This is a genomic window from Zobellella taiwanensis, from assembly GCF_003012795.1.
GTDB lineage: Bacteria > Pseudomonadota > Gammaproteobacteria > Enterobacterales > Aeromonadaceae > Oceanimonas > Oceanimonas taiwanensis.
The window spans coordinates 1-17,500 of record NZ_PXYH01000009.1; the positions used below are offsets into that span (position 1 = coordinate 1).

The 17,500-nt window shown below is 64.4% G+C and carries 18 protein-coding genes and 2 tRNA genes; 5 read left to right on the top strand and 15 right to left on the bottom strand.

Annotation, left to right across the window (positions count from 1 at the left end; translation table 11 throughout):
• The first annotated feature begins 51 nt into the window (after positions 1 to 51).
• From C7I36_RS07930 to nadA, 3 genes are all read left to right on the top strand, one after another.
• A tRNA-Val gene (locus tag C7I36_RS07930) sits at positions 52 to 127 on the top strand.
• 24 nt (positions 128 to 151) lie between these two features.
• A tRNA-Lys gene (locus tag C7I36_RS07935) sits at positions 152 to 227 on the top strand.
• Positions 228 to 357: 130 nt separating this feature from the next.
• Positions 358 to 1,419 carry a quinolinate synthase NadA gene (nadA, locus tag C7I36_RS07940; RefSeq protein WP_106453190.1) on the top strand — a complete coding sequence of 354 codons (1,062 nt, stop codon included), beginning with the start codon at positions 358 to 360 and terminating at the stop codon, positions 1,417 to 1,419.
• A gap of 71 nt (positions 1,420 to 1,490) precedes the next feature.
• On the opposite strand, the gene C7I36_RS07945 is transcribed toward nadA, so the two are convergent.
• The 6 genes from C7I36_RS07945 to C7I36_RS07970 form a co-directional block, all read right to left on the bottom strand.
• Positions 1,491 to 1,847: a NirD/YgiW/YdeI family stress tolerance protein gene (locus C7I36_RS07945; RefSeq protein ID WP_106453191.1), complete on the bottom strand. Its 357-nt coding sequence runs from the start codon at positions 1,845 to 1,847 to the stop codon at positions 1,491 to 1,493.
• A gap of 60 nt (positions 1,848 to 1,907) precedes the next feature.
• Positions 1,908 to 3,212 carry an ATP-binding protein gene (locus tag C7I36_RS07950; RefSeq protein ID WP_106453192.1) on the bottom strand — a complete coding sequence of 435 codons (1,305 nt, stop codon included), beginning with the start codon at positions 3,210 to 3,212 and terminating at the stop codon, positions 1,908 to 1,910.
• The gene (locus tag C7I36_RS07955; protein WP_106453193.1) at positions 3,209 to 3,874 is read right to left on the bottom strand and encodes a response regulator; all 666 of its coding nucleotides are present in this window, start codon (positions 3,872 to 3,874) and stop codon (positions 3,209 to 3,211) included. The genes C7I36_RS07950 and C7I36_RS07955 overlap by 4 nt, the downstream gene beginning before the upstream one ends.
• Positions 3,855 to 4,718, bottom strand: coding sequence for a D-hexose-6-phosphate mutarotase (locus C7I36_RS07960; RefSeq protein WP_181256322.1), 864 nt, complete (start codon positions 4,716 to 4,718; stop codon positions 3,855 to 3,857). Before C7I36_RS07960 ends, C7I36_RS07955 begins: the two co-directional genes overlap by 20 nt.
• 77 nt (positions 4,719 to 4,795) lie before the next feature.
• Entirely contained in the window at positions 4,796 to 5,791 is a 996-nt protein-coding gene (gene gapA / locus C7I36_RS07965; protein ID WP_106453195.1) for a glyceraldehyde-3-phosphate dehydrogenase, read from the bottom strand.
• Positions 5,792 to 6,027: 236 nt separating this feature from the next.
• Complete coding sequence (locus C7I36_RS07970; RefSeq protein ID WP_181256324.1) at positions 6,028 to 6,819, bottom strand: DUF2989 domain-containing protein; 792 nt, start codon at positions 6,817 to 6,819, stop codon at positions 6,028 to 6,030.
• Positions 6,820 to 6,964: 145 nt separating this feature from the next.
• Between C7I36_RS07970 and C7I36_RS07975 the strand changes: the two genes are divergently transcribed.
• Positions 6,965 to 8,395: a glyceraldehyde-3-phosphate dehydrogenase gene (locus C7I36_RS07975; protein WP_106453197.1), complete on the top strand. Its 1,431-nt coding sequence runs from the start codon at positions 6,965 to 6,967 to the stop codon at positions 8,393 to 8,395.
• Positions 8,396 to 8,486: 91 nt separating this feature from the next.
• Positions 8,487 to 8,765: a YeaC family protein gene (locus C7I36_RS07980; RefSeq protein WP_106453198.1), complete on the top strand. Its 279-nt coding sequence runs from the start codon at positions 8,487 to 8,489 to the stop codon at positions 8,763 to 8,765.
• A 44-nt stretch (positions 8,766 to 8,809) separates the two neighbouring features.
• On the opposite strand, the gene C7I36_RS07985 is transcribed toward C7I36_RS07980, so the two are convergent.
• The 9 genes from C7I36_RS07985 to rbsB all read right to left on the bottom strand — a co-directional run bounded on the left by C7I36_RS07985 (position 8,810) and on the right by rbsB (position 17,353).
• Entirely contained in the window at positions 8,810 to 9,559 is a 750-nt protein-coding gene (locus C7I36_RS07985) for a M15 family metallopeptidase (RefSeq protein ID WP_106453199.1), read from the bottom strand.
• A complete protein-coding gene (locus C7I36_RS07990; RefSeq protein WP_106453200.1) occupies positions 9,556 to 10,842 on the bottom strand; it encodes a TRAP transporter large permease in 1,287 nt (428 codons plus the stop codon). The genes C7I36_RS07985 and C7I36_RS07990 overlap by 4 nt, the downstream gene beginning before the upstream one ends.
• Positions 10,839 to 11,312 (bottom strand): TRAP transporter small permease, encoded by a 474-nt coding sequence (locus C7I36_RS07995; protein WP_106453201.1) that lies wholly within the window; start codon positions 11,310 to 11,312, stop codon positions 10,839 to 10,841. The genes C7I36_RS07990 and C7I36_RS07995 overlap by 4 nt, the downstream gene beginning before the upstream one ends.
• Positions 11,313 to 11,366: 54 nt before the next feature.
• Positions 11,367 to 12,398, bottom strand: a complete 1,032-nt coding sequence (locus C7I36_RS08000) for a TRAP transporter substrate-binding protein (protein ID WP_219899619.1) — start codon at positions 12,396 to 12,398, stop codon at positions 11,367 to 11,369.
• Positions 12,399 to 12,524: 126 nt separating this feature from the next.
• Entirely contained in the window at positions 12,525 to 13,430 is a 906-nt protein-coding gene (locus tag C7I36_RS08005) for a LysR family transcriptional regulator (protein ID WP_106453202.1), read from the bottom strand.
• Between the two features lie 19 nt (positions 13,431 to 13,449).
• Positions 13,450 to 14,337: a DMT family transporter gene (locus C7I36_RS08010; RefSeq protein ID WP_106453203.1), complete on the bottom strand. Its 888-nt coding sequence runs from the start codon at positions 14,335 to 14,337 to the stop codon at positions 13,450 to 13,452.
• Between the two features lie 36 nt (positions 14,338 to 14,373).
• Positions 14,374 to 15,393: a substrate-binding domain-containing protein gene (locus tag C7I36_RS08015; RefSeq protein ID WP_106453204.1), complete on the bottom strand. Its 1,020-nt coding sequence runs from the start codon at positions 15,391 to 15,393 to the stop codon at positions 14,374 to 14,376.
• The gene (gene rbsK / locus C7I36_RS08020) at positions 15,393 to 16,304 is read right to left on the bottom strand and encodes a ribokinase (RefSeq protein WP_106453205.1); all 912 of its coding nucleotides are present in this window, start codon (positions 16,302 to 16,304) and stop codon (positions 15,393 to 15,395) included. The genes C7I36_RS08015 and rbsK overlap by 1 nt, the downstream gene beginning before the upstream one ends.
• A 167-nt stretch (positions 16,305 to 16,471) precedes the next feature.
• A complete protein-coding gene (gene rbsB / locus C7I36_RS08025) occupies positions 16,472 to 17,353 on the bottom strand; it encodes a ribose ABC transporter substrate-binding protein RbsB (RefSeq protein WP_106453206.1) in 882 nt (293 codons plus the stop codon).
• Between the last annotated feature and the right edge of the window lie 147 nt (positions 17,354 to 17,500).

A 17,500-nucleotide genomic window follows, 5' to 3' on the forward strand; every position in this document is an offset into this window, starting at 1 on the left:
TTTTAATCAATTGGTCGCAGGTTCGAATCCTGCACGACCCACCAGATTCCCGGACGCTTAGCTCAGCCGGGAGAGCACCTCCCTTACAAGGAGGGGGTCACTGGTTCGATCCCAGTAGCGTCCACCATCTTCATGCAATTCCGTATGCAACGGGTCGTTAGCTCAGTTGGTAGAGCAGTTGACTTTTAATCAATTGGTCGCAGGTTCGAATCCTGCACGACCCACCATTTCCTCCCCATCCTGTTATTTCTCCTGTCGATGCAACTTTTACTGCCGGATATTTGGGTTCGCTCCCGGTCGGCGTTATAATGCCGCGCTATTTTGACATTATTCTGGATGGAGCACTGGGACCCGGTCATGACTGACGCTGTCGATATCATCGAGTTTGACTACCCCTTTCCCGCCAAGCCCGCCCCGCTCAATGCGGAGCAGCAGCAGGCGCTGAAAGACGAAATCAAGGCCCTGCTGAAGGCGCGCAACGCCGTTTTGGTGGCCCACTATTACACGGACCCGGAAATCCAGGCCCTGGCCGAGGAGACCGGCGGCTGCGTGTCCGACTCGCTGGAAATGGCCCGCTTCGGCAAGCATCACCCGGCCCAGACCCTGATCGTGGCCGGTGTGCGCTTTATGGGGGAAACCGCCAAAATTCTGAGCCCGGAAAAAACCGTGCTGATGCCGACCCTGGAAGCCGAGTGCTCTCTCGACCTGGGCTGCCCTGCCGACGAATTCACCGCCTTTTGCGATGCCCATCCCGACCATACCGTGGTGGTTTATGCCAACACCTCGGCGGCGGTGAAGGCGCGGGCCGATTGGGTGGTGACGTCCAGCATAGCGCTGGAAATCGTCGAGCACCTCGACAGCGAGGGCCACAAGATCATCTGGGCACCGGATCGCCACCTTGGCGCCTATATCGAAAAACAGACCGGCTGCGAAATGCTGCGCTGGCAGGGTGCCTGTATCGTGCACGACGAGTTCCGCGCCAAGGCCCTGCAGGAGCTGAAGGCCCAGAATCCCGATGCGGCCGTGCTGGTGCACCCCGAGTCACCCCAGGCGGTGGTCGAGCTGGCGGATGCCGTGGGCTCTACCAGCCAGCTGATCAAGGCGGCCCAGACCCTGCCCCACAAAAAGCTGATCGTGGCCACCGACAAGGGCATCTTCTACAAGATGCAGCAGGCCTGCCCCGACAAGGAAATGGTGGAAGCCCCCACCGGCGGCAACGGCGCCACCTGCCGCAGTTGCGCCCACTGCCCCTGGATGGCGATGAATGGCCTGGTGGCCATTCGCGACGCCCTGCGCGACGGCGGCAAGCCCCACGAAATCCAGGTCGACGAAGATACCCGGGTCAAAGCCATGATACCGCTGGAGCGGATGCTCAACTTCGCCGAGCAGCTCAAGCTGAAGGTCCAGGGCAACGCCTGATGCTGTGGCCACCCGACCATAAAAAAGCCGGAAGCGGTTGCTTCCGGCTTTTTTGTTGCTGCCGCCGGGCCTTATTGGGCCAGTTCGACGCGCTCCACGTCCAGTTCGGTTTCGTTCCAGTCCTTGTCGATTTCACCCCAAATGGTCAGACGGGTGTCGGGAGTGGCCTCGATACCGCGCCATTCGTCGTTGTCGATCTCGACGATCATGGTGCCGCTGTCGTCCTGAAAGCGATATTTCTCATCGCCCAAGGACTCGGTGATGACGCCGGTCAGGCGGACCTGGCTGTCGTCGCCCAGCTCCAGCGCCTGGGCCACGCTGACCTGCTCGGTGCGATCCGGCCCCTTGAATCCCCCGTGGTTGTCGGCCAGGGCGGCGGTGGAAAAAACGGTCAGGCCAAGCAGGGTGGCAGTGAGGGTCTTGTTCATGATGATACTCCCGTGTGGTTTAATTAAGGCTAATGTTAGCGGCAAAAGCTTAAATGAACCTTAAGACGGCAGACGCAACTGGACCCTTAGCCCCGGCTCACCGTCGGCGCGGGCCAGGAACCGCAAGTGGCCGCCATGGGCATGGGCAACCTGGTGGCAAATCGCCAGCCCCAGCCCCAGTCCCTGGCTCTTGCTGTCGAGCCGGGTGCTGCCCCGGGCCATGTCCTGGCGCAGGTCGGCGTCGATGCCCGCACCCCTGTCGCTGACCTCCAGTACCACCTCACCCGCCTCCTGTTGGAGGACGACATCGATGCCGGTGCCGGGCGGACAGTGGCGCAGCACATTATTGAGCAGGTTATCGAGCAAAATCCCCAGCAGGGTAGGCTCTACCCTGGCCTGGAGCGGGGCCAGCCGTTCACTGACCGGATAGTCCCGGGTTTCGGGACGCTGGCGAAAGCGCTGCAGCCCCGAGGCCAGCGCGGAATCCAGCGACAACCGTTCAAAGCGGTGGCGCCAGCGCCCCTGATCCAGCCGTGCCAAAATAAGCAGTTGTTCGATAACCCGCGCCATGCGATCCACTTCCGCCCGGATGGCGGCCAGATCCGGATCGCCGCCGGCCAGTTCCAGTTTGAGGGTGGTCAGGGGGGTGCGCAGCTCGTGGGCGACATCGCTGGCAAAGCGACGTTGCCGGCCAAGCACCTCGTTGACGTCGGTGATCAACTGGTTGATGCCGGCCGCCAGGCTGGCGACTTCCCGGGTCGGGGCGCGCAGCGAAAGCGGCGTCAGCGCGGCGGGCGAGCGCTGCTCCAGCTGGCGCACCAGGCGCGACAGGGGCCAGAGCATCAGCCCCATCAACAGGGTCAGCAACAGCAGGTTGACGCCGTTGCCGATCAGCGCCGGGGTGATGATGTCCTCGACAATGTCTTCCTGCAATTCCCGGTGCAGATCGTCCCGGCGCAGCATCTGCACCAGGATATCGTCCTGGCGCCATTGCCGGCCAAACCACTGGTGGCCGTCGAAAGCCAGCCTCACCGGGCCGCTGTCGGTACTGTCGGGCCAGTCGGGGTAATCCAGGTTGCTGATCCCTTGCCGGCGCCGCAGATCCACCACGTTGACCAGCAGGGTTTCTTCGTCGTCGGCCTCGAAGGTATTGCCCAGCAGGCGGCGCAGCCGGTCGTCGTCAATGGCGTCCTGGCCGGCGGCCAGCACCCGGGCCAGGATTTCCGCCTGGCGCGCCAAGTCGTCCTCCAGCAGCTCGCGAAACTCGCCCTCGGCCATGCGATAGGTGGCATAGATGCCGAGGCTGGTGCTGAGCAGAGTGGTCAGCGCCAGCACCAGGGCCAGATGGGTCAGTCGCAGTTTCATTCCGTTGTCGACTCCACCAGCCGGTAACCCTGGCCGCGGACGGTGGCGATGCGCTCCCGGCCGAGCTGCTTGCGCAGGGCGTGGATATGTACCTCCAGGGTATTGGAGTCGGCGCCGTTGCCGCTGCCGTAGAGCTGCTGGGTCAGGCGCTCCCGGCTCACCACCCGGCCGCCGGCCATCACCAGCACCTGCAGCAGTTGTTGCTCCTTGGGCGCCAGGGTCAGGGCCTGGCCGGCGAGGGTAAAGGTGTCGCTGTCCGGGGCATAGTGCAGTTCGCCAACCCGGATCACCGGGCTGGCCTGGCCGGCCCGCCGGCGCAGCAACACCCGGATACGGGCCAGCAGTTCGTCGGGTTCAAAGGGCTTGACCAGGTAGTCGTCGGCGCCGGTGTCCAGCCCCTGCACCCGGTCGTCGAGCTGATCCCGGGCCGAGAGGATCAGCACCGGCAACTGCCGGCCCTGGTGGCGCAGTTGCCTGAGCCACTGCAGGCCGTCCCCGTCGGGCAGGCCCAGGTCGAGCAGCACCAGATCCGGCTCGGCCGCCTCGAAATGGCTGCGGGCCGCCGCCAGGGCACGAACCCACTCCACCCGGTAATGTGCCTTGAGCAGCTTGAGCAGGGCATTGCCCAGGGCCAGATCGTCTTCAACCAGCAGCAGATACATGGGCAGTCTCCCTGTGGGGATCAACAAGGCGGCAGTGCAGCAACAGGCTGCGCGAGGCGCCCGGTGCCAGCGGCGGGGCGGCCAGGCTGGCGGTTTCGATGCAGACGAAACGGCGCGGATCGTCGATGTCCTCGGGCAGGGGCAGCCGGTGGGGATTCCACAGCACCAGGGCATCCTGGTGGCGGTGTTCCAGAAGCAGGCTGTCCGGCCCGCGGTCCAGCCGGGTTTGCGGTTGCGGCCGGGTATAGACCCGGTCGAAGGGCGCGCGGGCGGGAGCGGTGTGCCGGCATTCGGCGCCCTGGGCCAGGTTGTCCCGGTAAGTCGGGCCCAGGCCGCTGATGGCGCACAGGTCCACCTCGTCCACCGCAAAATAACTGTGCAGGGCAGCCTGGAACGGCAGCGGCCCGGCTCCCGTATTGGTGGTGACCAGCTCCAGCGTCAGGCCCTGGTCCAGGGTGATGAGCAGGCGCAGGCGGGCCTCGGGGCGCAGCAACTCAAGCTCCAGGCGGCAGCCTTGCGCCGTATCGCAAAGGGCATGCAGCCGCCACCGGCTGAGCCGGGCCAGTCCGTGCTGGGGGCCGCCCCGGGCGGCGGGGCCAAACCAGGGCCAGCACAGGGGAATACCGCCGCGGATGGCCTTGCTGCCGTCGAGCACGGCGCTGTCGCTCAGCCACAGCAGCGGGCGGCCTCCCGCCGGCGTGTATTGCAGCAGCTGGCCCCCGAACAGGCTGACCAGCCCCTCGCCCGCAGGGTGGCGGATATCGATGAATTCCAGCCCGGCCGGGTTGACCATCCGGCGGCAGTGGGGGGAGAGCCAGTCCTGGGGATCAAGGGAAAGAGACATAAGCCGAAAGTCCATGCTGCGATCAAAAAAGCGGCCCGGGGGCCGCTTTGCATCTTAACGGGTTATGGCCCCGAATGTTACTTCGAGATGTGGGCGATCAGGTCCAGCACCTTGTTGGAGTAGCCGATTTCGTTGTCGTACCAGCTGACCAGCTTGACGAAGTTGTCGTTCAGGGCAATGCCGGCCTTGGCGTCGAACACCGAGGTGCAGGTTTCGCCCAGGAAGTCGGTGGAGACCACGTCGTCTTCGGTGTAGCCGAGGATACCCTTGAGTTCGCCTTCGGCAGCGGCGCGGATGGCGGCGCAGATGTCGGCGTAGGAAGCCTGCTTCTCAAGGCGCACGGTCAGATCCACCACGGACACGTTGGGCGTGGGCACCCGGAAGGCCATGCCGGTGAGCTTGCCGTTCAGCGCGGGGATCACCTTGCCCACGGCCTTGGCGGCACCGGTGGAGGAGGGGATGATGTTCTGGCCGGCACCGCGGCCGCCGCGCCAGTCTTTGGCGGAGGGGCCGTCCACCGTTTTTTGGGTGGCGGTGGTGGCATGCACTGTGGTCATCAGGCCTTCGACGATGCCGAACTGGTCGTTGATCACCTTGGCCAGGGGCGCCAGGCAGTTGGTGGTGCAGGAGGCGTTGGAGACGATGTCCTGGCCGGCGTAGCTGTCCTGGTTGACACCCATCACGAACATGGGGGTGTCGTCCTTGGACGGACCGGTCAGCACCACCTTTTTGGCACCGGCCTGGATGTGCTTGCGGGCGGTCTCGTCGGTCAGGAACAGACCGGTGGCTTCGGCCACCACGTCCACGCCCGCCTGGTCCCACTTGAGGGCGGCCGGATCGCGCTCGGCAGTGACCCGAATGGTCTTGCCGTTGACCACCAGCTGGCCACCTTCAACGGCCACGGTGCCCTTGAAGCGGCCGTGGGTGGAATCGTACTTCAGCATGTACGCCATGTAGTCCACGTCCATCAGATCGTTGATGGCCACCACCTCGATGTCGCTGCGCTCGCAGGCTGCGCGGAACACGAAGCGGCCGATACGACCGAAACCGTTGATACCTACTTTGATAGTCATAAGTTCACCTGACGCTAAGTTGTGAAAAATTACGTTATGAAGAATTCTGATGGTTGTAAAATTACAAAAAAAAACGGCGGAGTCAACTCAAAAACCGGGTCGGCTTGTGCCAGATCATGATTTGCTGAAATTTTATTTCGGTTTTGATGTCTGTTTATTGTTAACGGTTTTCAGGCGGGGCGGCCTGTGGCCCCGGGCGCCACAGGCTTGAGTATAGGCCTAAATGGGTAGACCGATCAGCGGAGATAGCGGCCTTCCCGCAGCCGCAGCAGGATGTCGTCGGCCTGGCGCTGCAGGTCGGCCTGCTGTTCCGGCGACATGGCGGCATAGCTTTGCAGCCGTTGCCAGTCGATGTTCTGTTCGGGATCCTGCGCGGCCATGACCCGGCTCCATAGCCAGGCGTCGGCGTGGCGGCCATCGGCCAGGTAAAGGGAGATAAGATCGGCGAAAATGCCGGTATCGATGGCCGCGCCCGCCGGATACAGGCCCAGGGCCCGGTGCAGTGCCTGTTCCGCCGCCTGCGGGTCGCGCCGGGCCAGCAACTGGGCCAGGGCGCGCTGCAATTCCGGCTGCTGCATGGCGGGCCGGTCGGCCTGGTTTAAAAACCGCATACGGGCGGCGAGATCCCCCTTGTGGTGCCAGTGCCACAGTTGCAGGTGGGGATAGTCGGACTCCCGGGTCTGTTGTTCGAGCCGGGCCAGCTCCTCGCGGGCGTTGATCATCGCCTCGACCTTGTCGTTCTTGCGCTCCTTGCGCTTGCTGTATTCGATGCCAAGCACCGGCTCCAGGCACTTGTGGTAACTGTCCAGCCCCGTCATCAACTGGTGCAGGGAGGCGTCACCGGGCATCCTGGCCTGCAGGTCGCGGCCCCGGACCACGGCATTGCGCTCGTTGGCGCACCAGCTGTCGGTGTGCAGGCCGACGCAAAGCTCGGGCTGGGTATCGCACAGGGTGGCGATGCGATCTTCCTCACAACCTGCCAAAAAGATAAGGGGCAGGAGCAGGGCGAAGGGTGTTTTTGTATTCATTTGGGACATTCTCGGCCTGGCCTTGGTCTGGTAATCATACCCCCTATCCACTAAAATGGGCGCGCTTAAAAAGAGCAAAAGCGGGGCGTCTATGCGTCCGCTTCCAATACTAATGACGGTTACGTGAAATAAAAGGATCTGGTCGATGACCCACGAGAGTTACCTGTCCGCCTGGCAACAGAGCCAGGAGCTGGCGGAGTCCATGCAACCCCTGATCGGCAAGCTGTACCGCAACCAGGGTATCGAAACCCTGGTCTACGGCCGTACCCTGCTCAATGCCTCCACCATTGATATCCTCAAGGCCCACCGCGTGGTGCGCCGCCACGAGGGCCAGGTGTTGCCGGTTGCCCAAAGCTATCCGGTGCTCAAGGCCATCAGCGAGCTGCAACTGGCCCCCGCCAGTATCGACCTCGGCAAGCTGACCGTGCGTTACTGGAAGCAGCACAGCGACGAAGCCGGCCTGGCCGACTTCCTGCAGCGCGAGCTGGCGCCCGCCCTGGCCGCCGGCCCCCAGTCCCGCGCCACCGACGTGGTGCTGTACGGCTTTGGCCGCATCGGCCGCCTGCTGGCCCGCCTGCTGATTGAACGGGCCGGCGGCAACAACGGCCTGCGCCTGCGCGGTATTGTGGTGCGCGGCTCCGGCGACGACCTGGAAAAGCGTGCCAGCCTGCTGCGCCGCGACTCCGTGCACGGTCCCTTCAACGGCTCCATCGAGGTCGACAAGGAAAACAACGCCATCATCGCCAACGGCACCTACATCCAGGTGATCTACGCCAACAGCCCGGAAGAAATCGACTACACCCAGTACGGCATCCACGATGCCCTGGTGGTCGACAACACCGGCAAGTGGCGCGACGAAGCCGGCCTGGGCCTGCACCTCAAGGCCAGGGGCGCTGCCAAGGTGCTGCTGACCGCGCCGGGCAAGGGCGACATCAAGAACATCGTGTTCGGGGTGAACGACGCCATGATTGAAGCGGGCGACCGCATCATGTCCGCCGCGTCCTGCACCACCAACGCCATCACCCCGGTACTGAAGGCGGTGAACGACGCCTACGGCGTGAAGAACGGCCACGTGGAAACCGTGCACTCCTACACCAACGACCAGAACCTGATCGACAACTACCACAAGGGTGACCGTCGCGGCCGCAGCGCGGCGCTGAACATGGTGCTGACCAGCACCGGCGCCGCCAAGGCGGTGGCCAAGGCGCTGCCCGAGCTGAAAGGCAAGCTGACCGGCAACGCCATCCGGGTGCCCACCCCCAACGTGTCCATGGCGGTGCTGAACCTGAACCTGGAAAAGGCCACCACGGCCGAAGAGCTGAACGACTACCTGTGCCGGATGTCCCTGGACTCGCCCCTGCACAACCAAATCGACTTCAGCACCAGCCGTGAACTGGTGTCCACCGACATGGTCGGCTCCCGTTTCGCCGGTATTGTCGACTCCCTGGCGACCATCGTCGAAGGCGATCGGGCCGTGCTTTATGTGTGGTACGACAACGAGTTCGGCTACAGCTGCCAGGTGGTGCGGGTCATGCAGAAAATGGCCGGCATCGAGCTGATGGATCTGCCCGCCTGAAGGTAGAACCATGATCGAACAAGGGCAGCCGGTGGCTGCCCTTTTGTGTTTGTGGTGGTAGAGTAAGGCCGCCAACAGAGGAGAAATGCCCATGTCATCTTTTCAGCAAGCCATCGCCGCCATGCCGAGGGAAGTGTACGAACGCCTGAAAACGGCGGTGGAGCTCGGCAAATGGCCCGACGGCGCCCCGCTGACCCCGGAGCAGAAGGACACCACCCTGCAGGCGGTGCTGGCCTGGCAGTCCCTGCACAACGACACGCCGGACTTTATGACCATCGCCAAGGGCGGCGAGATAGTGATGAAGAGCAAGGCCGAGCTGCGCCGCCAGTTCCGCGACGAGCAGGAAATCGTGCGCCAGAACGTCAACTGATCTCCCCGGGGCCGCCGTCCGGTGGCCCCGAACCCTCTCAAGGCTCAGCCAATCCGCCGATCCACCTCCTTGCGCCAGCGGTTTTCCAGGCTTTCCGGATAGGTATGGCCATAGTGGGCGCGGCCGTGCCCGCCATACCAGGCCCACAGCTGGTTGCCAAAATCATAATGCCACCATTCGCTGGGCAGGTTGGTAAAGCCCGCCCGGGTCATGGCCCGGTAGAGCGTGCGGCGATGCTCGATCACCTCCTGTTCCCGCGGCGAGGGCCGGTCCAGCGCCTCGAAGGCGGCGGTATGGGAGGCGGGCGTGGCCTCGTCGAACAAGGTGCCCATGTCCAGCATCAGGCCGTTGTCGTCAACCAGGGTCACGTCGACCGAGCCGCCGGTGAGGTGCGGGCTGGGCGCCCGGGGATCGGTGCTCGGCACCGACACGAACTCGCGCGTCAGCTGCTCCAGTTCGGCATCGCTCTTGGAGGGCCAGTGATGCTCGATGACATTGTAGAGGGTATCGTACAGATATTGCTGTACCGAATAGGGCCGCCAGCTGTCGAGCACCAGCAGAGTCAGGCCTTCCGGCAGGGAGCGGGCCGCCGCCTGCAGGCGCAGGTAAACCTCGCGCCTGACATAGCATTCCGGCACGGCGTTGGGAATGCCGAGCTTGTAGTAGGCCGGGTAGCAGGCCAGCCGGCCCTGGGCCAGGCTGGCGGGCACCAGCTCTTCCTGGTTGTCGGCAATGGGCAGGGCCGTGACCTGGCGCCAGTCCGGCTCGGGCAGGCGGGGAATGGCGGTGTTCATGCGGCACCTCCAAGCAGGGCCGGCAGCCACAGCACCAGGGACGGGAACAGCACCAGGATCAGCAGCACCAGCAATGCCACCGCCACGAAGGGCCAGATGCTCTTGAACATCTCGGTGATCTCCAGCTTGCTGACGGCGGCGGCCACGAACACGCAGGCGCCCATGGGCGGGGTGATCAGGGCAATGGTGATGTTGAGGGTGATGACAATGCCCAGGTGGACGGGATCGACCCCCGCCGCCATGGCCACCGGCATGAAGATGGGCGTGAGCAGCATCAGCGCCGATACTTCCTCCATGAACATGCCGGTGACAAAGGTGATCAGGCTGAGCAGCAGCAGCACCAGCACGGGATGCTCAAGAATGGGATCGAACAGCACCACAAACGCCTTGGGCACCTGGGCATAGGACAGCAGCCAGCTGATCACCGCGGAAGCGGCCATGATCAGGAAGATGGCGCTGGTCAGGCGCGCGGTTTCCACCAGGGCGCTCCAGAACCGGCTCCAGGACAACTGGCGGCCGAGCAGGCCGACCAGGGCCACATAGGCCACGGTGAGGGCGCCCGACTCGGTGGGCGTGACCACCCCGAACACAATGCCGCCGACAATGATAAAGGGCGCCAGCAGGGCGGGCAGGGCACCCAGCAGGGCCTGCAGGAAGAGGGCGGCACTGGGACGCTGGCCGGAAACCGGCAACTGCGCCTTGCGGGCATAAAACCAGTTCATGATCATGAACGCCAGCCCCAGCAGCAGCCCCGGAATGACGCCGGCCAGGAACAGGTCGCCCACCGAGGTATTGGTGAGGGACGCATAGAGGATCATGAAAATGCTGGGCGGTATGATGGGGCCGATGAGCGAGCTGCCGGCGGTCAGGCCGGCGGCGTAGGCGGTGGAATAACCTTCCTTTTTCATGGCCGGCACCAGCAGCGAGCCGAGGGCGGAAGTGTCGGCCACGGCCGAGCCATTAACGCCCGCGAAAAACACGCTGGAAACCACGTTCACATAGCCCAGCCCGCCCCTCAGGTGGCCCACCAGCACCCGGGCCAGGGTCATCAGTTGCTGGGTCAGGCCGGCGCTGTTCATCAGGTTGCCGGCCAGGATGAACAGGGGGATAGCCATCAGCGAAAACACGTTGATGCCGCCGAAAAACTGCTGCGGCACCATGCGGCCAATCATGGCGGGATCGATGAACATAAAGCCCACCACGGCGGTGACCAGCAGGGCGATGAACAGGGGCAGGCCCAACAGCACGTGAATGATAAAAGAGGCAAACATTGCCAGCGTCATGCGTGACCTTCCTTGCGGCCGAATGGGCCGCGCAACAGCGTAAAGACGAACAAGAGGCCAAAACCCAGGGGCAGGCTCAGCACCGGCCAGGTACGGCTGATACCAAGCCCCATGGTGGTAAAGCGGCTGACGGAAAAGGCGTAGTGCCAGGAATACCAGCAGAAACCGGCACTCACCAGCAGGATCAGCAGCCACTGGTACAGCTTCAGCAGCCGGGCCAGGGGCGCGGGCAGGCGCTGTTCGAGCAGGCCGATGCGCATATGTTCGTTGCGCACCCACACCACGCCCGCCATCAGCAGGGCGCAGCCGATAATCAAAAACCGGGACAGCTCGTCCATCCAGATGGGCGAGCGGCCGAGCAGATAGCGGGCGGCCACGCCGTAGAGCAGCACCAGCAGGTTGGCCAGCACCAGGGCGCCGACTACCCACTCTATGGTGCGGCTGAGATAACGTATCAATGATGTTGTCATGGTGTCACAGGGCGGCCGCGAGGCCGCCGTTATGCAAAGGATGAAAGGAAAAACTCAGAATTTGGCCGCGTCTTCCAGGGCGAGGTCGACCCATTTTTGCTCGATGTTCTGCTCCTTGAGCCAGCCGATATAGGAGGGTTTGGCCTTTTCCTGGAACTGGCCCAGCTCTTGCTGGCTCGGGCGATACACGGCCATGCCCTTGTCGGCCAGGAACTGGACCCGCTCTTCCACCTTGGCTTCCACCGCTTCCCGGTTCAGCCGGTTGGCTTCCTGCACCGCCTCTTCCAGCGCCTGGCGCTGGGTCTCGGTGAGGCTGTTGAGCAGCTCGCCGTTGGCCACCAGGAACTGGTCGGAATACTGGATATTGGCCAGGGTCAGGTGCTGCTGCACTTCGTGCAGGCTGCCGAGGATGATGTACATGGGCGGGTTCATCTGGCCGTCCGCCACATTGGTTTTCAGGGCCATATAGACTTCGGTCCAGGGAATGGGCGTGCCCGAGGCACCAAAGGCCTCATAGAGCGCGACCTGGCTCTTGTCCATGGCGCGAAAGCGCAGCCCCTTGAAATCGTCCGGGGTCTTGATCGGGCGCTTGCTGTTGGTAAAGGCGAGGAAACCGCCTTCCTCCACCACCGCCAGGATATGGGTGCCGGTGCGGTCATAAAACTCCTGCTGGGCCGCCTGCCAGTATTCCCCCTCATCGAAGAAGCGGCGGGCATGGTCGAAATCCCGGAACAGGAAGGGGATGGAGCTGGCGTAAATTTCGGGGAACAGGGGCGAAATGCCGGCAAAGGAGGCAATGTTCAGGCCCGGGGCCGCGATAACCTGCTCCATGCGCTGCACTTCTTCACCCAGCATGCTGTTGGGGTAAAGGGTCAGCTCCAGCTCGCCGCCGGTTTTTTCTTCCACCAGTTGCTTGAGGTTGCTGGCAAACAGGTGCACGGCGTTTTTTTCGGCGTCGGGGGCGCCGTTGTAGGACAGGTCAATGGTGGTGGCGGCCTGGGCCAGGCCGCCCAGCATCAGGCTGCCGGCGCCCAGCAGGGTGGTGAGGGCAGTGGCCAGGCGGGAACGGACAAAAGGGGTTTTCATCGGATGATCTCCATATCGTGATTAGGGTTTCATTCAGCGCTTTCAGGTTAGGTGTTGAGCTGTTGACTTTTCAATACCAAGACTGTTGATTTTAAGTCAACATGGTGACTTATGCTTTAAATTTCATTAACTGAAAAACAACATGCCATCGTGCAGGTGCCGCAGCAGGCGTTCGCTGGCCACGGTCAGCTCCCGCCCCTTGTGGCTGATGATATGGGCCTTGGCACTGGCGAATACCGGGTGCGGGGCGGGCAGGCAAATGATTTTGCCCGCCCTGACCTCGTCGTTGACGGTAAGGCGGGGCATAAAGGTCAGGCCCATTCCGGACAGCACAAAATTCTTCAGTACCGCCACGGAATTGGTTTTTAATTGGGGGTTGAAGCGGATGTGTTCCAGTTGCTCCACCAGCCGGGTCAGCTGCCCCATGCCGAACTGCTGGTCGATCAGCGCCAGGGGATAGTCCAGCACCCGGTGAATATCGAGAGGGCCGGCACCAATCAGCGGATGGCCCGGCGGGGTGATCAGCTCCAGGGGCTGGCAACTGGAGACATGGGACTCCAAATCCGGGTCGGGCAGGGGAGCGTAGACCAGCGCCAGATCCACCATGTCTTCCTTGATCAGCCGCACCGCCTCATTGGCGCCGGCCATTTCCACGGTGATGGCGATGTCGGGATAGCGCTGCATAAAATTTTGCAGCGGTGCCGAAATCAGGTCGGCGATAAAGCCCTCGCCCACCGCCAGGGTTACCCGGCCGCGGCGCAACTGTTGCAGGGCCTCGATGCGCGAGCGGGCCGCCTCTTCACTGGCCTTTTGCTGGCGGTACAGGGAGATCAGCTCCTCTCCGGCTTCGGTCAGGGCAAAGCCCTGGCCCGAACGGTGGCCCACCGGCAGGCCCAGGTCTTCCTCCAGCTGGCTGAGCTGGCGGCTGATGGCCGACACATCGATATTCAGGCGTGTGGCGGCCTTGCGCAACGAACCCTGGCGCGCCACCTCGTTGAGGTAGTGCAGGGCCCGGGGGTTGAATTTCCACATGGGCATCTCCCGGCCGGTGTTAAGGGGTTGGCGTGGCCGGCGCAAAGCGGCGGCGCTGGGCGCGCCGGTCGAGCACGCTTTTGACCGCCATCGCCAGCAACACTAGGGCGCCGCCCAGCAGGCCCTGATTGCTGGGCCGCTCGCTCAGGAACAACCACACCAGCAGGGTGCCGAACACGGTTTCCAGCAACAGCAGCAGGCTTACTTCCGCCGAGGGCAGATATAGCGGCCCCTGCTGGATCAGGGTAAAGCCCGCCGGCATCAACACCAGGCAAAGCAGCAGCAGCCAGCCCAGGTTGGCGGCGTCGGGCAGCATGACCTCGCCGCTCCAGGCCAGCGCCAGCAGGGCGGTGCCCAGGCCGCCCAGGGCCAGCATGGGGCTCATGTCCACCCCGGGCCGGCTGCGCGCCAGGGTAAGGTTGCCGGCCAGCCCCAGGGCCGCCATCAACGCCAGGGCGTTGCCGAGCAGGGAGCCTTCGCCGGCATCGTCGAGCACGATAAGGGAAATCCCCGCCAGGCAGGCGCCGATGGCCAGCCAGGTGCGCAGGGGCAGCCGTTCATGCAAAAACACCCGGCTGAGCAGGGCGGCGATAAGGGGTGCCGAGGCCAGGATCACCAGCACATTGCCGGCCTTGGTGAAATGATTGCCCAGCACAAAGCCCAGGGTGCTGACCGTAAACAGCAGGCCGCAGCCCAGCCCGGCCAGGCCGCAGGCCAGGTAGGCGCGAAACCAGTGGCGGCGGTAGCGGGCCACCACAATCAGCCAAAAGCCCAGCACATTGAGCAGCCCGCGCCACAGCACCAGCTGCTCGGCAGGCAGGCTGATAATGCGCAGCAACAGGGCATCGGGGGAAATAATCAGCACCCCCAGGGCGGTAAGCAGCAAACCTTTTTGATGGTTGTCCATAACCCGGATTCATAAGTAGCCGACAAAGCAGCGATGCTACCCAAGCCGGCGGGGAATGGCCAGCGCCGCGCTGCTTTCGCGCACCACCAGCTCGGGGCTCAGGGTCAGTACCCGGGGCGGGGCCGAGGGCTGTTGCAGCCGCTCCAGCAGGGTGTCTACCGCCAGGGCGCCCAGGCCGGCCTTGGGTTGCTCTATGCTGGTGAGCGCCGGCACCAGGTAGCGGGCCAGCTCGATATTGTCGTAGCCCACCAGGGACATGTGTTGTGGCACGTTCAGCCCGGCATCGGCCAGGGCGCGCAGGGCACCCACCGCCATCATGTCGTTGCCCACAAACACCGCCGTGGGGCGCTCATTGCCTGCCAGCAGCCGGGCCATGGCCGCCTTGCCGCCAGTCAGCTCAAAGTCGCCCTCGGCAATCCATTCGGGGCGCACCGCCAGGCCGGCCTGTGCCATGGCGGCCTTGAATCCCGCCAGCCGTTCCTCCGCCGCCCGTTTGCCCATGGGGCCGGTAATGCAGCCGATATGGCGATGGCCAAGGCGGATCAGGTGTTCGGTGGCCAGCCGGCCGCCCCGCTGGCCCGAATCCTGAATAAGATCCGCCTCCAGATCCATGGGGCCCCAGTCCGCCAGCACCAGGGGCACGCTGGGGTAGCGTTCAAACACCCCGGCGCCCAAATGGGCCTGGGTGCACATCAGGATGACGCCGTCCACCCGCTTTTGCAGCAGCATTTCCATGCTGGCGTTGAGCCGGGCCTTGTCGCCCAGGGTGTTGCACAGCACCAGGCTGTAGCCGAGCTCGAAGCAGCGCTGCTCCACCCCCTGCACCGCCTCGGCAAAAAAGGGGTTGGCGCTGGCGGTGACCAGCATGCCCAGGGTCCGGGTCTGGTTGACCTTGAGGCTGCGTGCCAGGGCCGAGGGGGCATAGTGCAGGGCTTCTATCGCCTGTTCCACCCGGGCGGTGATCTCGGGGCTGACGAAGCGGGTTTTGTTCAGCACATGGCTGACGGTGGAGGTGGAGACCCGGGCAAGCCGGGCCACGTCCTTGATGGTGGCCATCAGTGTTGCTCCAGCAGGGCCTCGATCTCGGCCCGGTAGGGCACCGAGGTCTGGGCGCCGGGGCGGGTCACCGAAATGGCCGCCGCCGCCTGGGCAAAACGCACCGCCTCGGCCAGCGGCCGGTCCTGCTGCAGGGCGGCGACCAGGGCGCCGTTAAAGGTGTCGCCCGCCGCCGTGGTGTCCACCGCCTGCACCGAAAAGCCCGGCACCCGCCGGCCCTGGCCTTGTTCGCTCAGCCAGACGCCGCGCGCGCCCAGGGTGATGATGACAACTGCGATGCCCTTGGCATGCAACGCCCCGGCCGCGGCGGCCGCGCCGGCGTCGTCGTTTACCGCCACGCCGGTGAGCCGCTCGGCTTCGGTTTCGTTGGGGGTGATGAGATCCACCAGGGCCAGCAGTTCGTCCGGCAGGGCCCGGGCGGGGGCGGGGTTGAGCACTACCCGGGCGCCCCGGGCCTTGGCGGCGCGGGCGGCGGCCAGGTTGGTGTCGAGCGGGATTTCCAGCTGCAACAGCAGCTGTTTGCAATGCAGTGCCTCGGCGTGGCGCGCCAGCCGGTCCGGGGTCAGTTCGGCGTTGGCGCCGGCCGCCAGGGCAATGGTGTTTTCGCCGGCGTCGTTCACCTGGATAAGGGCCACGCCGGTGTTGACGCCCGCCACGGTGTCGATGGCGGACACATCAATGCCGTCGGCGGCAAAGCCGGCCACCAGGCTGCCGGCCAGGGCATCCTCGCCCACGCAGGCCACAAAGCGGGTGGCCGCGCCGGCGCGGGCGGCGGCCACCGCCTGGTTGGCACCCTTGCCGCCGGGCACAATGCGGTAATCGCGGCCGGTGAGGGTTTCACCGGGGCGGGGAAACTGGGGCAGCCTTATCACATGATCGATATTGATGCTGCCTGCTACGGTCAGGGTCATGGTGGTTACCTTGTAGTTAGGGGGGTGGCAACATCGTCTGTGCCCCCTGGCGGTCGACCAAAGGGCCGCCGTTTTTAGCATGGGTATTTGCCTGCCGGTGTGCACCTGAGGTATTCCACCGTGGCAGCTTTGGCGCGAGGCGGCCGGGTCTTGCCCGGCCGGCCATCTTACTGGCTGATCACCTGCAGCGGAACCGGGATATAGTCGGCCACGGTTTCGCCCTTGAGTACCTTGTCGGCGGTTTCCACCGCGATGGCGCCGATGGCGTCGGGTTGCTGGGCAATGGTCGCCGCCAGGCGGCCGCCTTCCACCGCCTTGATGCCGTCCTCGGTGCCGTCAAAGCCGACGATCAGTACCTCCTGCTTGTTGGCGGCCTGCAGGGCGCGCATGGCGCCCAGCGCCATTTCGTCGTTTTGGGCGAACACCGCCTGCACGCCCGGGTTGCCGGTCAGCAGGTTTTCCATCACGTTCAGGCCCTTGGTGCGGTCGAAGTCGGCGGGCTGGCTGGCCAGCAGGGTCAGGCCGTGTTCGGCCACCGCCTGGGCGAAGCCTTCGCCCCGCTCCCGGGCGGCGCTGGTGCCGGCAATGCCTTCCAGCTGGATCACCCGGGCGTCGTGGCCGACCTTGTCGGCAATAAAGTCGCCGGCCATTTTGCCGCCGGCCACGTTGTCGGAGGCGATGTGGGAGACCACCTCGCCCCGGCTGGCGGCGCGGTCCAGGGTCAGCACCGGCAGGCCGGCGCCGTTGGCCAGGCGGATGGCGTTGGCCACGGCATCCGAGTCGGTGGGGTTGATCAGCAGCGCCTTGGCGCCGCGCACGCCCAGATCCTCCACGTTGGCCAGCTCCTTGGCGGGATCGTTCTGGGAGTCGAGCACAATGAGGTTGTAGCCCAGCTCGGCGGCCTTCTGCTCGGCCCCTTCCTTCATGGTGACGAAGAAGGGGTTGTTGAGGGTGGAGATCACCAGCGCCAGGGTATCCTGGGCATAGGCGCCGGCGGTCAGGGTGGTGCCGACGAGGGCGGTGGCAAGCAGGGTGGTCAGTTTTTTCATGGTTCGGCTTCCTTTTCGTGTGTAGGGGTAGAGCGTTTGTTTATCAAAAATGTTGGGCCGTACTAAAGGCTGCGGCCAAAGGAGCCACTACGCCGACACGCCATAATCCCTCCCTGGGGGCTCGGACATGCCATCCATGGCATGTCA